Origin of the sequence: Escherichia sp. KTE52 (assembly GCF_000408325.1) — a bacterium.
GTDB lineage: Bacteria > Pseudomonadota > Gammaproteobacteria > Enterobacterales > Enterobacteriaceae > Escherichia > Escherichia marmotae.
Genome location: NZ_KE138680.1, coordinates 1,090,440 through 1,106,323, shown reverse-complemented (window position 1 = coordinate 1,106,323; position 15,884 = coordinate 1,090,440). Strand labels below are relative to the sequence as shown.

The following is a 15,884-nucleotide window of genomic DNA, read 5'->3' as shown; positions in this document are numbered from 1 at the left end:
TTATTCTCCTTGCGGCGCGGCTGCCGGAGTATCAGCTTGCGGTGCAGGTGCAGGTGCAGATTTAGCTTCCGTTGCTGGTGCTACAGGCTGTGCCAACAGATTACGCACGCGGGTTTGCATCAGCTTTTCCAGCATTGCCTGGCTTTGCAGGGTTTCCGGGAGATCCATCGAAATATTCTGCTGACTTAGCTGATCCACTTCGTCGAGAAACGCTTTGGTAGTGGCATCGTCAGTGTCGTAATAAGCACGTACCCAGGTAGAGACGTTTTCCAGCGCCTGGCGGTAGGTTTCTTCCTGATGACGCGGTACAGCTTGTGCTGCGACCAGCAGACGGGAACGAATATTTTCGCGCAGGTAGATATCTTGATTCGGCGCTAACAGGGGTACGGCGGTGTCATCACGACGCCGAATCGTAATGAAGTTATCCATAAAGTTCTGCCAGCTCTTTTGCAGATTGATACGCCATTCGCTGATGGAGCTGGAAAGCTCTTCACCATTGGAATCCATTGGTGAACCGTCACTGTCATTGTCGGCCAGACGCAGGTTATCTACCTGATTAGAAAGTTGATTCAACTTGAGGATGATACCGTCATAATCGACCTGTGATACCGCAGAAAGGCTGGCGATGTCATCGGTAATTGCCCGGCGAACGGTAATAAGACTTGGGTCATTCATATCGGCCAGGCTGGCATCTGCGCTTTTCAGTAGCGCAGCGGCGGTGGTGACGTCCTGATCGCTCCACAGCTTACGTCCGGCGAGCTTCACCAGAAAATCTGCCTGCGCCAGCAGCCAGGTTTTAGCATCGCTTCCGGAAATGGTGGCGACCTTTTGTTGAACTTCATCCAGTTGTTTTGCTAACGCTTCTTGCTGACGGTTTGCCTGCTCTAACTGCGTAGCCTGTTGTTTGATGATACCTTCCAGTTCTGCTTTTTGGCTCTCCTGGGCTTTTTGTAGCGCAGTGAGCTGGTTAGCGAGGACATCGCTGGTGGCCGTCTGATTGACGGCCTGTTGTTTACCCCAGCCATACAAACCGACACCTGCAGCCAGAGCAATAGCGATAGCCACCGCACTTAAAATCAGAGCAGTACTGTTATTACTCTTTTTTTCTACTGTGACAGATTGTGGCGTGGTGTCCACGGCCTCCCTGGTCTCTTCAACCACGGCGGAGGTTTTTTCTTGTTCCGTCATTATGGCTTCCTGTTATGAGAGTTATTGTAATGCCCGTAAAAGCGCATCGTTGTCAGCGTTATCAGCGACCTGAATGTCTTGCCAACCCAGTTCCCGGGCGAGTTTCGCCAGACGCTCGCTGACGACCAGTAGTCGACAGCGTAGTAACCAGTGCTCACGATACCATCGTGGAATCAGCGACCAGAGCTGTTGCAACATTTCACCGCTGGTAACAACGACCGTTGTCACTTCGCGGGACTGCCAGCGCATCGCTTCTTCTGCACCATCGTAATGAATGGCGCATCGTTGATAACATTCGCAAAAAGTAACTTCAGCCTCGCGTGCCGTCAGGGTTTCCCCAATCAGCTCACGACCGCCGTTGCCACGTAAAATTAGCGCACGTTTTCCCGCAATATTTTGTAATTCAGGTAATTGTAGCAAGACTTCACTGATTTCCCGATCATGCGGATAACGAACTTCATGTCCGCTCACGGTATGCAGCGCCAGCGCCGTGGTACGGCCAATAGCGAAATAAGTGGGTAGGGTGGGCCACTTAAGACCTTGCTGATGTAGCTGTGACTGGGCAAAAGCTACGGCATGTTGCGAAAGGGCAAACAACAGATCGCCTTCGCTCAGCTCCGCCAGCCGGTCGGCAAGTTGTGGCAATTGCCGACCAGGGGAAAACTCAATCAGCGGAAAATGCCAGGCCACCTGCCCCAGTGTGCGCAGACGGCTCACTAACTCTTCTCCAGCGGGAGACGGGCGGGTGACCAGGATACTCATGCCGGAGCGTCTCCGTTATAGACTTCAGCAAGGATTTCACGTGCGCCGTTATTCAATAGCTCTTCTGCCAGCGAAATGCCCATTTGCCCGGCATCTTGCGGCGCACCACGGCGTTCACCGCGAATAATCTGCGAACCGTCCGGTGCGCCGACCAGTGCACGCAGCCAGATTTCGCCATCAATAAGTTCGGCGTAGCTACCAATCGGCACCTGGCAACCGCCTTCAAGACGGGTATTCATGGCGCGTTCGGCGGTGACGCGCAGTGCAGTTTCGTGGTGATTGAGCGCGGCAAGAAGCTCGCGGGTGCGCGTATCATCAAGGCGGCATTCAATGCCCACCGCACCTTGTCCTACAGCCGGAAGAGAAACTTCTGGCGGCAGCGCGGCGCGAATGCGTGACTCCAGCCCTAAACGTTTTAAGCCAGCCACGGCAAGAATAATGGCATCGTATTCGCCATTATCCAGTTTACTCAGACGAGTACCGACATTGCCGCGCAGAGAACGGATAATGAGATCCGGACGGCGTTCAGCCAGTTGGCACTGACGGCGTAAGCTGGAAGTTCCGACGATGCTGCCCGCAGGTAACGCATCCAGACTGTCATAGTTATTGGAGACAAAGGCATCGCGAGGATCTTCACGCTCGCAAATGGTGACCAGCCCCAGACCTTGCGGAAATTCAACCGGCACATCTTTCATTGAATGTACGGCGATATCGGCACGGTTTTCCAGGAGCGCGACTTCCAGCTCTTTCACAAATAAGCCTTTCCCGCCTACCTTCGCCAGCGGCGTATCAAGAATCACATCGCCGCGCGTCACCATCGGCACCAGTTCAACCACCAGCCCTGGATGGCTCGCCATCAACTTGTCTTTGACATAATGTGCCTGCCAGAGTGCAAGTGGGCTTTGGCGTGTGGCAATTCTTAAAACATTGTCTAACATGCTTGTTACCGTCATTATCATCCATGGTCCATCCTAACATCCTTGCCGGAGCGATGTCAGTGTTGTGGTGAAACGTAGATGCCTGAGCAAAACGTAAAATATAGCCAGGCGGTGGATCCTGACAGGCGCTTCAAGCCGTCGTAATAAGGAATTTACAGAGAATAAACAGTGCTACACTTGTATGTAGCGCATCTTTCTTTACGGTCAACCAGCAAGGTGTTAAATTGATCACGTTTTAGACCATTTTTTCGTCGTGAAACTAAAAAAACCAGGCGCGGAAAGTGGTACGGTTACCTTTGACATACGAAATATCCCGAATGCCGCGTGTTTCCGTTGATGTTGCCGGAATCACAGACATGACGGGTAGCAAATCAGGCGATACGTCTTGTACCTCTATATTGAGACTCTGAAACAGAGACTGGATGCCATAAATCAATTGCGCGTGGATCGCGCGCTTGCTGCTATGGGGCCTGCATTCCAACAGGTCTACAGTCTGCTGCCGACATTGTTGCACTATCACCATCCGCTAATGCCGGGTTACCTTGATGGTAACGTTCCCAAGGGCATTTGCCTTTATACGCCTGATGAAACCCAACGCCACTACCTGAACGAACTGGAACTGTATCGTGGAATGTCAGTACAGGACCCGCCAAAAGGCGAGCTTCCAATTACTGGCGTATACACAATGGGCAGCACCTCGTCCATAGGGCAAAGTTGTTCCTCTGATCTGGATATCTGGGTCTGCCATCAATCGTGGCTGGATAGCGAAGAGCGTCAGTTACTGCAACGTAAATGCAGCTTGCTGGAAAGCTGGGCCGCCTCATTGGGGGTGGAAGTTAGCTTCTTCCTGATTGATGAAAACCGTTTCCGCCACAACGAAAGTGGCAGTCTGGGGGGCGAAGATTGTGGCTCCACCCAGCATATACTGCTACTTGATGAATTTTACCGTACCGCCGTGCGTCTCGCCGGTAAGCGTATTCTGTGGAATATGGTGCCGTGCGACGAAGAAGAGCATTACGATGATTATGTAATGACGCTTTACGCGCAGGGCGTACTGACGCCAAATGAATGGCTGGATCTCGGTGGTTTAAGCTCGCTTTCTGCTGAAGAGTACTTCGGTGCCAGCCTTTGGCAGCTCTACAAAAGTATCGACTCCCCGTACAAAGCGGTGCTGAAAACACTGCTGCTGGAAGCCTATTCCTGGGAATACCCTAATCCACGCCTGCTGGCGAAAGATATCAAACAGCGTTTGCACGACGGCGAGATAGTGTCATTTGGCCTCGATCCGTACTGCATGATGCTGGAGCGCGTTACCGAATATTTGACGGCGATTGAAGATTTCACCCGTCTGGATTTGGTGCGCCGCTGCTTTTATTTAAAAGTGTGCGAAAAATTAAGCCGCGAACGCGCCTGCGTGGGCTGGCGTCGTGAAGTGTTAAGCCAACTGGTGAAAGAGTGGAGTTGGGACGAATCTCGCCTGACGATGCTGGATAACCGCGCTAACTGGAAGATTGATCAGGTGCGTGAAGCGCACAACGAACTGCTCGATGCGATGATGCAGAGTTACCGTAATCTGATCCGCTTTGCGCGTCGCAATAACCTTAGCGTTTCTGCCAGCCCGCAGGATATCGGTGTGCTGACGCGTAAACTGTACGCTGCGTTTGAAGCATTACCGGGGAAAGTGACGCTGGTAAACCCGCAGATTTCACCGGATCTTTCCGAGCCAAATCTGACCTTTATTTATGTACCGCCGGGGCGTGCTAATCGCTCTGGCTGGTATTTGTATAACCGTGCGCCGACAATTGAGTCGATCATCAGCCATCAACCGCTGGAATATAACCGTTACCTGAACAAATTGGTGGCGTGGGCATGGTTTAACGGACTGCTGACCTCGCGCACCCGTTTGTACATTAAAGGCAACGGCATTGTCGATCTGCCTAAGCTGCAAGAGATGGTGGCTGATGTGTCGCACCATTTCCCGTTGCGCTTACCTGCGCCGACACCGAAAGCGCTCTACAGTCCTTGTGAGATCCGCCATCTGGCGATTATCGTCAACCTGGAATATGACCCGACGACAGCGTTTCGTAATCAGGTAGTACATTTCGATTTCCGTAAGCTGGACGTCTTCAGCTTTGGCGAAGAGCAAAAATGTCTGGTGGGTAGTGTTGACCTGCTGTATCGCAACTCATGGAATGAAGTGCGCACGCTGCATTTCAACGGCGAGCAGTCGATGATTGAAGCCCTGAAAACCATCCTCGGCAAAATGCATCAGGACGCTGCACCCCCTGATAGCGTGGAAGTGTTCTGTTATAGCCAGCATTTGCGCGGATTAATCCGTACTCGCGTGCAGCAACTGGTTTCTGAGTGCATTGAACTGCGTCTTTCCAGCACTCGCCAGGAAACCGGGCGCTTTAAAGCGTTGCGCGTTTCTGGCCAGACCTGGGGTTTGTTCTTCGAACGCCTGAATGTATCGGTACAGAAACTGGAAAATGCCATCGAGTTTTATGGCGCGATCTCGCATAACAAACTGCATGGTTTGTCAGTGCAGGTTGAGACTAATCACGTTAAATTACCGGCGGTGGTGGACGGCTTCGCCAGCGAAGGGATCATCCAGTTCTTCTTCGAAGAAACACACGATGAGAACGGCTTTAATATCTACATTCTCGACGAAAGTAACCGCGTTGAGGTGTATCACCACTGCGAGGGTAGCAAAGAGGAGTTGGTGCGTGATGTCAGTCGCTTCTACTCGTCATCGCACGATCGTTTCACTTACGGCTCCAGTTTCATCAACTTTAACCTGCCGCAGTTTTACCAGATTGTGAAGGTCGATGGTCGCGAACAGGTCATTCCGTTCCGTACCAAATCTATCGGTAACATGCCGCCTGCTAATCAGGACAACGACACGCCGCTGTTACAGCAGTATTTTTCGTGATGAGCGTGCCGGATAATTCAATTTCCGCCTCTGACTTCACGCTGATTTCATTTTCCCTCACTAAAGTTGCTCCCTGAAATTACATCAGGGAGAGGACATTATGCACAGTGACTGGGGAATGACGAGCCTGTCTATTATTTGGGGTGTCATAGAGGCGCTGCTCAGCGTCATCTTTATGTTTAGTTACCCAATATTTCGTAAGTTATGGGCGGGTTGTTTGTTATCGCTCGTAGCGAGTGGAGTAAGTATTCTGGTATGGCGAGAGTCTTATTATGAACGATGGGGTGATGGCGGTAAGTACGGTGTTGAGTGCCCCGACGTGCTGATTTCCTGTGATAACTACCACGTTTTGTATGAATTGAGTTGGTGGTTATATGGAGCAGGTTTTCTTTTTTTTATAGTGGCTCTTGTTGGGGGGGGATTTTCGCGGTGGCGAGTGGTTATTCCAGATGGCGAAGCTGATGTATAGCGGCAAACTCCCTATATGATCCGCTAAATGCGCTTTTCACCCAACTCTATAATTTTGCAGGATTTGTAGGCCGGATAAGGCGTTTACGCCGCATCCGGCAAAGAATTTTAGCGGAAGCTCACCGCTTCTCCTGCCTGCTGCGTCGCGGCCTGTTCCAGCAAATCCCAGAAGGTTTCGCCGCTACGGTCGCAAATCCACTCATCGCCTTTCAGGTCAAAATGGTAGCCGCCCTGTTTGGTTGCCAGCCACACCTGGTGCAGCGGTTCCTGGCGGTTGATAATGATTTTGCTGCCGTTTTCAAAGGTAATGGTCAGCACGCCGCCGTTGATTTCGCAGTCGATATCGCTGTCGCCATCCCAGTCGTCCAGGCGTTCTTCAATGGTCAGCCACAGTTGATCTGCCAGGCGATGAAATTCACTGTCGTTCATTGTTGTATCCTGTTTTTAAGTGATGGCGGCAGTATAAGTTGTTTCGTCTAACAGTGAAATCAACATGGTTCGGCTATAAAACTTAACCTTCATACCTCGTCCCATTCCAACGCAAGATTGTATCCTCGTCGCATAACAGGTCGTGTAGGCCATGATTCTTTTCTTTCATCAGGCTAATTTTGCTACAAAAATAATCAATGTTAATTCTGGAGTTATCTGGGGTCATAATACTGCAAGCCATAGTTGGTGCGTCACTCGCGGTATATCCACAATCATCTTTCCCGCAGGCAGCGGGAGGCGTGGAAGGTGAATACGTGCAGTTAAGCGTTTCGGAAATGCCATCATCATTAATGTCGAGGGGACGGCTAATCTCATCGCTGTCAGTGCTTAATGTCGTTGCATCCAGGATGACGTTTAGTTTTTGTATCTTGCTTGTGGCCGCGTAATTGAAGCTGCTTGCGGCCATTATGCTTAGAGCTATGCCAATCCGTAAGGCTATTTTTTGCATCCTGGTTCCTCTGTAATAATCATAATGTCGTTGTTATGAATTTCACGGACATTCTCTTCTCTGACGCGTGTTTTCGCCGGGCAGGGGGAGGGTGTAATCCTTACCTCTGTATCGGTCCATGTATAAACATTGCGATCGTCATAAGCAAAGCGATCGTTTTTAGTTAGCGGACCGTTAACTGGAATAATTTGCACGCTTTTTGACCGTAATTGGCGGATAAAATAAGCATGTTGTTTGCCGCTATTAAATGAGCGATCAATGACCAGGTCTGGCGTATCCAGCGGGATTATCTCAAGCTGGTCTTCACCAAATGTCGATAATTTTGTTACATACAGCCGATCTTTATACTGCGCAATATTGCCAGTAATCAGATGAAATTGTTCAGGTTCAATACCTGGTAGGTCTATCCACTGGCTCCACTGACGGTCGGGCGTGAGCTGTTTACGCCAGCGAACGCGACTTTCCCCTACTTCAAAAGAGACGTCATCATCTACGGGTATTGCCTTGCCTGATAATTGACCAAAGGGATAACGATGCAAACCATTGTTGTCGCGAAAAACCAGCAGTGAATGAGGTATCCAGCGAATTATCTCAAATGAGTCTGCATTCGCTGCAAGGCGAACACCATTTAAATAAATGTTCTGCCCACTGCGGATAAGCAGATCATTGGAATACATTTCTCTGTTTACACCCATAAGACGTGGATTAATACCCCACCATCTTTTTTCTAATACAGTAACATCACTGCTGCTTCCCTGACGTCGACCAGACAAATAGAGATTTTTACTATCCACCAACGTGGTAGTGTTACCTTCGATAGATTTTAGCGTCGCCAGATCAACACGTGACGCGCCGCTATTACTTTCGGTGCGTTGTCCGTCAAAATAGAGGCTATATTTATCGACCGCAAAGCGGCCCATAGCCTGAAAGCTGGCAATATCGACAGTAGGTGTTCCCGGTGGGTTGCTAACAATTTTGCCACGCCAGAGAATAACGCGGCCATCTGTCACCCAGTGGTATTCCTCATTTTCTATGCTTATTTCATCGGAAGGTATATAACCCGTCTCCCCGGATATATTTTTCACAAGGCGCAAATCGGCCCTGTTCATCTCCGGAAATTGGGCAATGATTTTCTTATCCTCCCAATTACCTTTACCGTAAGACATGACACCGTGATCATTGTAATAGTCGAACCCTATGGCCTGTACGGCAGGTGTCAGAAATACGTGCCCCAACAGGATGAGTGCAAGTGTGATTATTTGACTATTCATTTTGTCGCCTCATTGCGCGGGGCAGGAATAAATTCGCCGTCATCGGTAATTTTTCCGTCCAGATATCCCGTTTTGTAATCTACGCCATAGCCATATCCCGAATGTTGTTCCTTCCAGATTAAGCGAACTTGTTTCGGATCAGCGGTGCGGTATCGCCAGAGCTGCGCGCCATCAAAGCTGTAAACGTAGCGGTTATCGCGGGCATACCATCTGCGTAAAAAGGGATGGTCATTAAGATGGGCTTCGCGTTCATCCGGAGAGCGGTTATCCAGTAAGATCAGCGGTCCGTCAGATTCAAACACGTGTAAACTGGAATGGTTTGGCCACCCTTCGGCACGCGTAAGTAAATAGCCGTGGCGCTTCCCGGCGTTGAAACGTTTGTTGATAATAAGATTGGGATCATCAAGTTTCACGATCTCCAGCTTGCGGTCACCAGACTCTGTTTCGATGATGGTATAAAGCGAGTCCTGATACTGGGCGACAGCATCACTGATGGGGTGGAACTGTTCAGGATCGAGTCCGGGTAATTCTTCCTGTTTACAAGCAGGCCCTTTACGCCAGAACACTTTCTTTTCCAGCAGAGAAAAATCCAGACAGTGCTTTGTTAAATCCTCATACCAGGCCAGATTTTCCTTGTCGAGGACCTTACGCTGCAGCCCGTTTTTATCACGCCAGGTCAAGAGTGAGCCGGGCATCCAGCGCACGACGGAAAAGGTGTCCGGGTCGGCATCCAGTTGTTCGCCGTTGATCAGGATTTTGGTCCGTGTTCGGGCAAGGGTATCCCAGGGGCCAAATGGGGCAGGAAGGCAGGGATTGAATGCTGTAGAGAATTTACCGCGCTGATCCCATGACTTTTGTGCCAGTACCGTAAAGGTGTTGGGATCATCAAGGCGCTGACCATTTGCGTAAAGATAGTGCTTGTCACGGAGAATCAAACCTAGCCAGTCTGGTTTCCATTGCGGGTTAAATTCTACCTGACGCAACGTTCGGCGGTTTAGTTGCTGGTTGCTATCGGTGCGTTTGCCTTCGTAATAGAGGCTGTACTTATCTGCGGCAAAATCCCCCCATGCCTGAAATGACGAGATATCGACTGGCGGCGTGCCTGGAGGGTTTTGCACCACCTCACCAGCGTAGAGAATAGCGCGACCATCGCTATAGTAAGAGTAATGGGGAAATGTTGCGTTTACGCCGCTGTAGACAACGTCTGTCGTGAGATCGGTTGCCGGGGGCACCGTTTCCCAATCTTCCAGTTTTGTTGGGTCAATTAACAAATTCGGTAACAGATGCAGACGCTTGTAGTTAATCTGCGGTAGCGAAAGATTGGTCTTTTCATAAGGGCGCAGGTACACCACGCCTTTTCCCTGTTTCTGGTAAATATTATGTTCCGGCTCATCAAGCCGACATCCCCATGCTGATGATAAGAACAACGAACAAGACAACAAACAAACCACATTGCGATAGTGCATAAAGCCATCCTGGCGCGAGGTGTCGATCACGAAACCACCAGCAAAACATAAATCCCTGCGTGTAAGCGTTATACTCGCAGCAATTCCTCACTTTTCAGACTTCATAAAGAGTCGCTAAACGCTTGCTTTTACGTCTTCTCCTGCGATGATAGAAAGCAGAAAGCGATGAACTTTACAGGCAATCCATAATGAAAAACGTGTTTAAGGCACTCACTGTATTACTGACTCTTTTCAGCCTGACGGGCTGCGGTCTGAAAGGTCCGCTCTATTTCCCGCCCGCAGATAAAAACGCGCCACCGCCGACCAAACCGGTAGATACGCAAACGCAATCCACGTTGCCGGATAAAAACGACCGCGCCACTGGCGATGGCCCATCTCAGGTGAATTACTAAAAGTCAGTTTCTGTACCCGCGTGAATGGAGTAGATAATGCAGTTCTCGAAAATGCATGGCCTTGGCAACGATTTTATGGTCGTCGACGCGGTAACGCAGAATGTCTTTTTTTCACCGGATCTGATTCGTCGTCTGGCGGATCGGCACCTGGGTGTGGGTTTTGATCAGCTATTGGTGGTCGAGCCGCCTTACGATCCAGAACTCGATTTCCACTATCGTATTTTTAATGCTGACGGTAGTGAAGTGGCGCAGTGCGGCAACGGCGCACGCTGCTTTGCCCGCTTTGTACGCCTGAAAGGGCTGACCAATAAGCGCGATATTCGCGTTAGCACCGCCAATGGTCGGATGGTGCTGACCGTCACCGATGATGATCTGGTGCGGGTAAATATGGGCGAACCAAATTTCGAACCTTCCGCCGTGCCGTTTCGCGCCAACAAAGCGGAAAAGACCTATATTATGCGCGCCGCCGAGCAGACAATCTTATGCGGCGTGGTGTCAATGGGTAATCCACACTGCGTGATTCAGGTCGATGATGTCGATACTGCGGCGGTAGAAACACTAGGCCCTGTTCTGGAAAACCACGAACGCTTCCCGGAACGTGCCAATATCGGTTTTATGCAAGTGGTTAAGCGCGAGCATATTCGTTTACGAGTCTATGAACGTGGGGCAGGAGAAACTCAGGCCTGTGGCAGCGGCGCGTGTGCGGCAGTAGCGGTAGGGATTCAGCAAGGTTTGCTGGCCGAAGAAGTACGTGTGGAACTCCCTGGCGGTCGCCTTGATATCGCCTGGAAAGGTCCGGGTCATCCGTTATATATGACGGGTCCGGCAGTACATGTTTACGACGGATTTATTCATCTATGAAGCAACCAGGGGAAGAACTACAGGAAACACTCACGGAGCTTGATGACCGAGCGGTTGTCGATTATCTGATTAAAAATCCTGAGTTTTTTATCCGCAATGCGCACGCAGTAGAGGCAATTCGGGTGCCGCATCCGGTACGTGGCACCGTTTCGCTCGTCGAATGGCATATGGCCCGCGCGCGTAACCATATTCATGTTCTGGAAGAGAATATGGCGCTGTTGATGGAACAGGCTACCGCCAACGAAGGCCTGTTTTATCGCTTACTTTATCTGCAGCGCACTCTCACTGCTGCCAGCAGTCTCGACGATATGCTAATGCGCTTTCACCGTTGGGCACGCGATCTCGGTCTGGCGGGCGCGAGTCTGCGTCTGTTCCCGGATCGCTGGCGTTTAGGCGCGCCGTCGAACTATACCTATCTGGCATTGAGTCGTCAGGCTTTTGAACCACTGCGTATTCAGCGTCTGGGGCAGGAACAGCATTATCTGGGGCCGCTTAACGGGCCTGAACTGCTGGTGGTGCTGCCGGAAGCGAAAGCGGTGGGATCAGTAGCGATGTCGATGTTGGGAAGTGATGCTGATTTAGGTGTCGTACTGTTCACCAGCCGGGATGCCAGTCACTATCAACAAGGGCAAGGAACGCAGTTACTCCATGAAATTGCGCTGATGATGCCGGAGCTTCTGGAGCGTTGGATTGAACGCGTATGATCGATTTACATACCGATGTGGAACGCTATCTACGCTATCTGAGCGTGGAGCGTCAACTTAGCCCGATAACTCTGCTTAACTACCGACGCCAGCTTGAGGCGATCATCAATTTTGCCAGTGAAAACGACCTGCAAAGCTGGCAACAATGTGATGTGACGATGGTGCGTAATTTTGCTGTACGCAGTCGTCGTAAAGGGCTGGGAGCAGCAAGCCTCGCATTACGCCTCTCTGCGCTACGTAGCTTTTTTGACTGGCTGGTCAGCCAGAACGAACTCAAAGCCAACCCGGCGAAAGGTGTTTCGGCACCGAAAGCGGCACGCCATCTGCCAAAAAATATCGATGTCGATGATATGAATCGGCTGCTGGATATCGATATCAATGATCCCCTCGCCGTGCGCGACCGGGCAATGCTGGAAGTGATGTATGGTGCAGGTCTGCGTCTTTCCGAACTGGTGGGGCTGGACATCAAACACCTCGACCTGGAGTCCGGTGAAGTATGGGTGATGGGTAAAGGCAGCAAAGAACGTCGTTTGCCGATTGGTCGCAACGCGGTGGCGTGGATTGAGCACTGGCTTGATTTGCGTGACCTGTTTGGTTGCGAAGACGATGCGCTTTTCCTGTCGAAACAGGGGAAACGCATATCCGCGCGTAATGTGCAAAAACGCTTTGCCGAATGGGGCATAAAACAAGGGCTGAATAATCACGTTCACCCGCATAAATTACGTCACTCGTTCGCCACGCATATGCTGGAGTCGAGCGGCGATCTTCGTGGTGTGCAGGAGCTGCTGGGTCATGCCAACCTCTCCACCACGCAAATCTATACTCATCTTGATTTTCAACACCTTGCCTCGGTGTACGATGCGGCGCATCCACGCGCTAAACGGGGGAAATAATGCGTTTTTACCGGCCTTTGGGGCGCATCTCGGCGCTCACTTTTGACCTGGATGATACCCTTTACGATAACCGTCCGGTGATCCAACGTACCGAGCAAGAAGCACTTATCTTTGTGCAAAATTATCATCCGGCGCTGCGTAGCTTCCAGAATGAAGATCTGCAACGTCTGCGCCAGGCGGTACGGGAAGCGGAACCAGAGATTTATCATGATGTGACGCGCTGGCGTTTTCGTTCTATCGAACAAGCCATGCTCGACGCCGGGCTGAGTGCCGAAGAGGCCAGTGCAGGCGCACACGCGGCGATGATCAACTTTGCTAAATGGCGCAGCCGTATTGATGTGCCGCAGCAAACTCACGACACCTTAAAACAACTGGCGAAGAAATGGCCGCTGGTGGCGATCACCAACGGTAACGCCCAGCCTGAATTGTTTGGCCTGGGCGATTACTTTGAGTTCGTGCTGCGTGCTGGCCCGCACGGGCGCTCGAAACCGTTCAGCGATATGTACTTTCTGGCGGCAGAAAAACTCAATGTGCCGATCGGTGAGATCCTGCATGTTGGCGATGATCTCACCACCGACGTTGGTGGGGCAATTCGCAGCGGAATGCAGGCGTGCTGGATCAAACCGGAAAATGGCGATCTGATGCAAACCTGGGACAGCCGTTTACTGCCGCATCTGGAAATTTCCCGGTTGGCATCTCTGACCTCGCTGATATAATCAGCAACTCTGTATATATACCCAGCTTTTTGGCGGAGGGCGTTGCGCTTCTCCGCCCCAACATTTTTACGCGGCGGTGCCAATGGACGTTTCTTACCTGCTCGAAAGCCTTAATGACAAACAGCGCGAAGCGGTGGCCGCGCCACGCAGCAATCTTCTGGTGCTGGCGGGCGCGGGCAGTGGTAAGACGCGCGTTCTGGTGCATCGTATTGCGTGGCTGATGAGCGTGGAAAACTGCTCGCCGTACTCGATTATGGCGGTGACGTTTACCAACAAAGCGGCGGCGGAAATGCGGCATCGCATCGGGCAATTGATGGGCACCAGCCAGGGCGGCATGTGGGTTGGCACCTTCCACGGGCTGGCGCACCGCCTGCTGCGTGCGCACCATATGGACGCTAACCTACCGCAGGATTTCCAGATCCTCGATAGCGAAGACCAACTGCGCCTGCTCAAGCGTTTGATCAAAGCGATGAACCTCGACGAGAAGCAGTGGCCGCCGCGCCAGGCAATGTGGTACATCAACAGCCAGAAAGATGAAGGCCTGCGGCCGCATCATATTCAGAGCTACGGTAACCCGGTAGAGCAAACCTGGCAGAAGGTTTATCAGGCGTATCAGGAAGCGTGTGACCGCGCGGGCCTGGTGGACTTCGCTGAACTGCTGCTGCGCGCCCACGAACTGTGGCTTAACAAGCCGCATATCCTTCAGCACTACCGCGAACGTTTTACCAATATCCTTGTGGACGAATTCCAGGATACCAACAACATTCAGTACGCGTGGATCCGCCTGCTGGCGGGTGATACCGGCAAAGTGATGATCGTCGGTGATGATGACCAGTCAATTTATGGCTGGCGCGGTGCGCAGGTCGAGAATATTCAGCGTTTCCTCAATGATTTCCCTGGTGCCGAAACTATTCGTCTGGAGCAGAACTATCGCTCCACCAGTAACATTCTGAGCGCCGCCAACGCCCTGATTGAAAACAACAATGGACGCTTAGGTAAAAAATTGTGGACCGATGGCGCGGACGGTGAGCCGATTTCCCTTTATTGTGCCTTTAACGAACTCGATGAAGCGCGTTTTGTGGTTAACCGCATCAAAACCTGGCAGGACAATGGCGGGGCGCTCGCTGAGTGCGCCATTCTCTACCGTAGCAACGCCCAGTCGCGTGTGCTGGAAGAGGCCTTATTGCAGGCCAGTATGCCGTACCGTATTTATGGCGGTATGCGCTTCTTCGAACGCCAGGAAATCAAAGATGCGCTCTCGTATCTGCGCCTGATTGCCAACCGTAACGATGACGCGGCATTTGAGCGCGTGGTGAATACGCCAACGCGGGGTATTGGTGATCGGACGCTGGACGTAGTTCGCCAGACATCGCGCGATCGCCAGCTAACTCTCTGGCAGGCGTGTCGTGAACTGTTACAGGAAAAAGCCCTCGCTGGGCGCGCTGCCAGCGCCTTGCAACGGTTTATGGAACTGATTGACGCCTTAGCGCAAGAAACTGCCGATATGCCGCTGCATGTACAGACTGACCGGGTAATTAAAGACTCTGGCCTGCGTACCATGTATGAACAGGAGAAAGGCGAAAAAGGCCAGACGCGTATTGAAAACTTAGAGGAACTGGTGACAGCAACGCGCCAGTTCAGCTACAACGAAGAAGATGAAGATTTAATGCCGCTGCAGGCTTTCCTCTCGCATGCGGCACTGGAAGCGGGTGAAGGGCAGGCGGATACCTGGCAGGATGCGGTGCAGTTGATGACTTTGCACTCAGCGAAAGGGCTGGAGTTCCCGCAGGTATTTATCGTCGGTATGGAAGAGGGAATGTTCCCCAGCCAGATGTCGCTGGATGAAGGTGGGCGTCTGGAAGAAGAACGTCGTCTGGCCTACGTTGGGGTAACCCGTGCGATGCAGAAACTGACGCTGACCTATGCGGAAACTCGCCGTCTGTATGGCAAAGAGGTTTACCATCGCCCGTCGCGCTTTATTGGTGAGCTGCCGGAAGAATGTGTGGAAGAGGTGCGATTACGCGCTACGGTGAGTCGTCCGGTCAGTCATCAGCGTATGGGTACGCCACTGGCTGAGAACGACAGCGGTTACAAACTCGGCCAGCGTGTGCGCCATGCCAAGTTTGGTGAAGGGACTATCGTCAATATGGAAGGCAGCGGCGAGCATAGCCGCCTGCAGGTGGCGTTCCAGGGCCAGGGTATTAAATGGCTGGTGGCGGCTTACGCCCGGCTGGAGACGGTGTAATTTACGATTCCGTTGCCGGATGCGGTGCTGCGCACCTTATCCGGCCTACAAAATCATGCAGATTCAATAAATTGCAACGTCATGTAGGCCGGATAAGGCGTTTACGCCGCA

At 51.6% G+C, this 15,884-nt stretch carries 15 protein-coding genes; 8 read left to right on the top strand and 7 right to left on the bottom strand.

Annotated elements, in window-relative coordinates:
* Genes hemX through hemC form a run of 3 tightly spaced genes read right to left on the bottom strand, consistent with a single transcriptional unit; the run spans position 1 to position 2,888 of the window.
* Positions 1 to 1,188: a uroporphyrinogen-III C-methyltransferase gene (hemX, locus tag A1SC_RS06395; protein WP_016262695.1), complete on the bottom strand. Its 1,188-nt coding sequence runs from the start codon at positions 1,186 to 1,188 to the stop codon at positions 1 to 3.
* 21 nt (positions 1,189 to 1,209) lie between these two features.
* A complete protein-coding gene (hemD, locus tag A1SC_RS06400) occupies positions 1,210 to 1,950 on the bottom strand; it encodes a uroporphyrinogen-III synthase (RefSeq protein ID WP_000026081.1) in 741 nt (246 codons plus the stop codon).
* Positions 1,947 to 2,888 (bottom strand): hydroxymethylbilane synthase, encoded by a 942-nt coding sequence (gene hemC / locus A1SC_RS06405; RefSeq protein ID WP_010377386.1) that lies wholly within the window; start codon positions 2,886 to 2,888, stop codon positions 1,947 to 1,949. Before hemC ends, hemD begins: the two co-directional genes overlap by 4 nt.
* A 385-nt stretch (positions 2,889 to 3,273) precedes the next feature.
* On the opposite strand from hemC, the gene cyaA reads away from it, so the two are divergent.
* Both cyaA and A1SC_RS06415 read left to right on the top strand, forming a co-directional pair.
* The gene (cyaA, locus tag A1SC_RS06410) at positions 3,274 to 5,820 is read left to right on the top strand and encodes a class I adenylate cyclase (RefSeq protein ID WP_001517390.1); all 2,547 of its coding nucleotides are present in this window, start codon (positions 3,274 to 3,276) and stop codon (positions 5,818 to 5,820) included.
* 100 nt (positions 5,821 to 5,920) lie between these two features.
* A complete protein-coding gene (locus tag A1SC_RS06415; protein WP_001517389.1) occupies positions 5,921 to 6,289 on the top strand; it encodes a hypothetical protein in 369 nt (122 codons plus the stop codon).
* Between the two features lie 107 nt (positions 6,290 to 6,396).
* Here the strand turns inward: A1SC_RS06415 and cyaY are convergent, their stop codons facing one another.
* From cyaY to A1SC_RS06435, 4 genes are all read right to left on the bottom strand, one after another.
* On the bottom strand, positions 6,397 to 6,717 hold the full coding sequence (gene cyaY, locus A1SC_RS06420; protein ID WP_001517388.1) for an iron donor protein CyaY: 321 nt from the start codon (positions 6,715 to 6,717) through the stop codon (positions 6,397 to 6,399).
* Between the two features lie 82 nt (positions 6,718 to 6,799).
* Positions 6,800 to 7,225 (bottom strand): hypothetical protein, encoded by a 426-nt coding sequence (locus A1SC_RS06425; RefSeq protein ID WP_001517387.1) that lies wholly within the window; start codon positions 7,223 to 7,225, stop codon positions 6,800 to 6,802.
* Positions 7,213 to 8,496 carry a hypothetical protein gene (locus A1SC_RS06430; RefSeq protein ID WP_016262694.1) on the bottom strand — a complete coding sequence of 428 codons (1,284 nt, stop codon included), beginning with the start codon at positions 8,494 to 8,496 and terminating at the stop codon, positions 7,213 to 7,215. Before A1SC_RS06430 ends, A1SC_RS06425 begins: the two co-directional genes overlap by 13 nt.
* Entirely contained in the window at positions 8,493 to 9,962 is a 1,470-nt protein-coding gene (locus tag A1SC_RS06435; protein ID WP_016262693.1) for a hypothetical protein, read from the bottom strand. Before A1SC_RS06435 ends, A1SC_RS06430 begins: the two co-directional genes overlap by 4 nt.
* Positions 9,963 to 10,150: 188 nt before the next feature.
* Between A1SC_RS06435 and lptM the strand changes: the two genes are divergently transcribed.
* The 6 genes from lptM to uvrD all read left to right on the top strand — a co-directional run bounded on the left by lptM (position 10,151) and on the right by uvrD (position 15,773).
* On the top strand, positions 10,151 to 10,354 hold the full coding sequence (gene lptM / locus A1SC_RS06440) for an LPS translocon maturation chaperone LptM (RefSeq protein ID WP_000799886.1): 204 nt from the start codon (positions 10,151 to 10,153) through the stop codon (positions 10,352 to 10,354).
* A gap of 36 nt (positions 10,355 to 10,390) precedes the next feature.
* Positions 10,391 to 11,215, top strand: coding sequence for a diaminopimelate epimerase (dapF, locus tag A1SC_RS06445; RefSeq protein WP_001160644.1), 825 nt, complete (start codon positions 10,391 to 10,393; stop codon positions 11,213 to 11,215).
* Positions 11,212 to 11,919 carry a DUF484 domain-containing protein gene (locus tag A1SC_RS06450; RefSeq protein ID WP_001517383.1) on the top strand — a complete coding sequence of 236 codons (708 nt, stop codon included), beginning with the start codon at positions 11,212 to 11,214 and terminating at the stop codon, positions 11,917 to 11,919. The genes dapF and A1SC_RS06450 overlap by 4 nt, the downstream gene beginning before the upstream one ends.
* The gene (xerC, locus tag A1SC_RS06455) at positions 11,916 to 12,812 is read left to right on the top strand and encodes a tyrosine recombinase XerC (protein WP_000566225.1); all 897 of its coding nucleotides are present in this window, start codon (positions 11,916 to 11,918) and stop codon (positions 12,810 to 12,812) included. The genes A1SC_RS06450 and xerC overlap by 4 nt, the downstream gene beginning before the upstream one ends.
* A complete protein-coding gene (gene yigB / locus A1SC_RS06460) occupies positions 12,812 to 13,528 on the top strand; it encodes a 5-amino-6-(5-phospho-D-ribitylamino)uracil phosphatase YigB (RefSeq protein ID WP_001213593.1) in 717 nt (238 codons plus the stop codon). The genes xerC and yigB overlap by 1 nt, the downstream gene beginning before the upstream one ends.
* Positions 13,529 to 13,610: 82 nt before the next feature.
* The gene (gene uvrD / locus A1SC_RS06465; RefSeq protein ID WP_001517382.1) at positions 13,611 to 15,773 is read left to right on the top strand and encodes a DNA helicase II; all 2,163 of its coding nucleotides are present in this window, start codon (positions 13,611 to 13,613) and stop codon (positions 15,771 to 15,773) included.
* Positions 15,774 to 15,884 lie beyond the last annotated feature (111 nt).

Bases quoted from the DNA above. Each gene is read 5' to 3' on its own strand.
- hemX (WP_016262695.1), bottom strand. From the start codon at position 1,188: ATGACGGAACAAGAAAAAACCTCCGCCGTGGTTGAAGAGACCAGGGAG.
- A1SC_RS06415 (WP_001517389.1), top strand. From the start codon at position 5,921: ATGCACAGTGACTGGGGAATGACGAGCCTGTCTATTATTTGGGGTGTC.
- uvrD (WP_001517382.1), top strand. From the start codon at position 13,611: ATGGACGTTTCTTACCTGCTCGAAAGCCTTAATGACAAACAGCGCGAA.
- yigB (WP_001213593.1), top strand. From the start codon at position 12,812: ATGCGTTTTTACCGGCCTTTGGGGCGCATCTCGGCGCTCACTTTTGAC.
- lptM (WP_000799886.1), top strand. From the start codon at position 10,151: ATGAAAAACGTGTTTAAGGCACTCACTGTATTACTGACTCTTTTCAGC.
- dapF (WP_001160644.1), top strand. From the start codon at position 10,391: ATGCAGTTCTCGAAAATGCATGGCCTTGGCAACGATTTTATGGTCGTC.
- A1SC_RS06430 (WP_016262694.1), bottom strand. From the start codon at position 8,496: ATGAATAGTCAAATAATCACACTTGCACTCATCCTGTTGGGGCACGTA.
- A1SC_RS06450 (WP_001517383.1), top strand. From the start codon at position 11,212: ATGAAGCAACCAGGGGAAGAACTACAGGAAACACTCACGGAGCTTGAT.
- xerC (WP_000566225.1), top strand. From the start codon at position 11,916: ATGATCGATTTACATACCGATGTGGAACGCTATCTACGCTATCTGAGC.
- A1SC_RS06435 (WP_016262693.1), bottom strand. From the start codon at position 9,962: ATGCACTATCGCAATGTGGTTTGTTTGTTGTCTTGTTCGTTGTTCTTA.
- A1SC_RS06425 (WP_001517387.1), bottom strand. From the start codon at position 7,225: ATGCAAAAAATAGCCTTACGGATTGGCATAGCTCTAAGCATAATGGCC.
- hemD (WP_000026081.1), bottom strand. From the start codon at position 1,950: ATGAGTATCCTGGTCACCCGCCCGTCTCCCGCTGGAGAAGAGTTAGTG.
- hemC (WP_010377386.1), bottom strand. From the start codon at position 2,888: ATGTTAGACAATGTTTTAAGAATTGCCACACGCCAAAGCCCACTTGCA.
- cyaY (WP_001517388.1), bottom strand. From the start codon at position 6,717: ATGAACGACAGTGAATTTCATCGCCTGGCAGATCAACTGTGGCTGACC.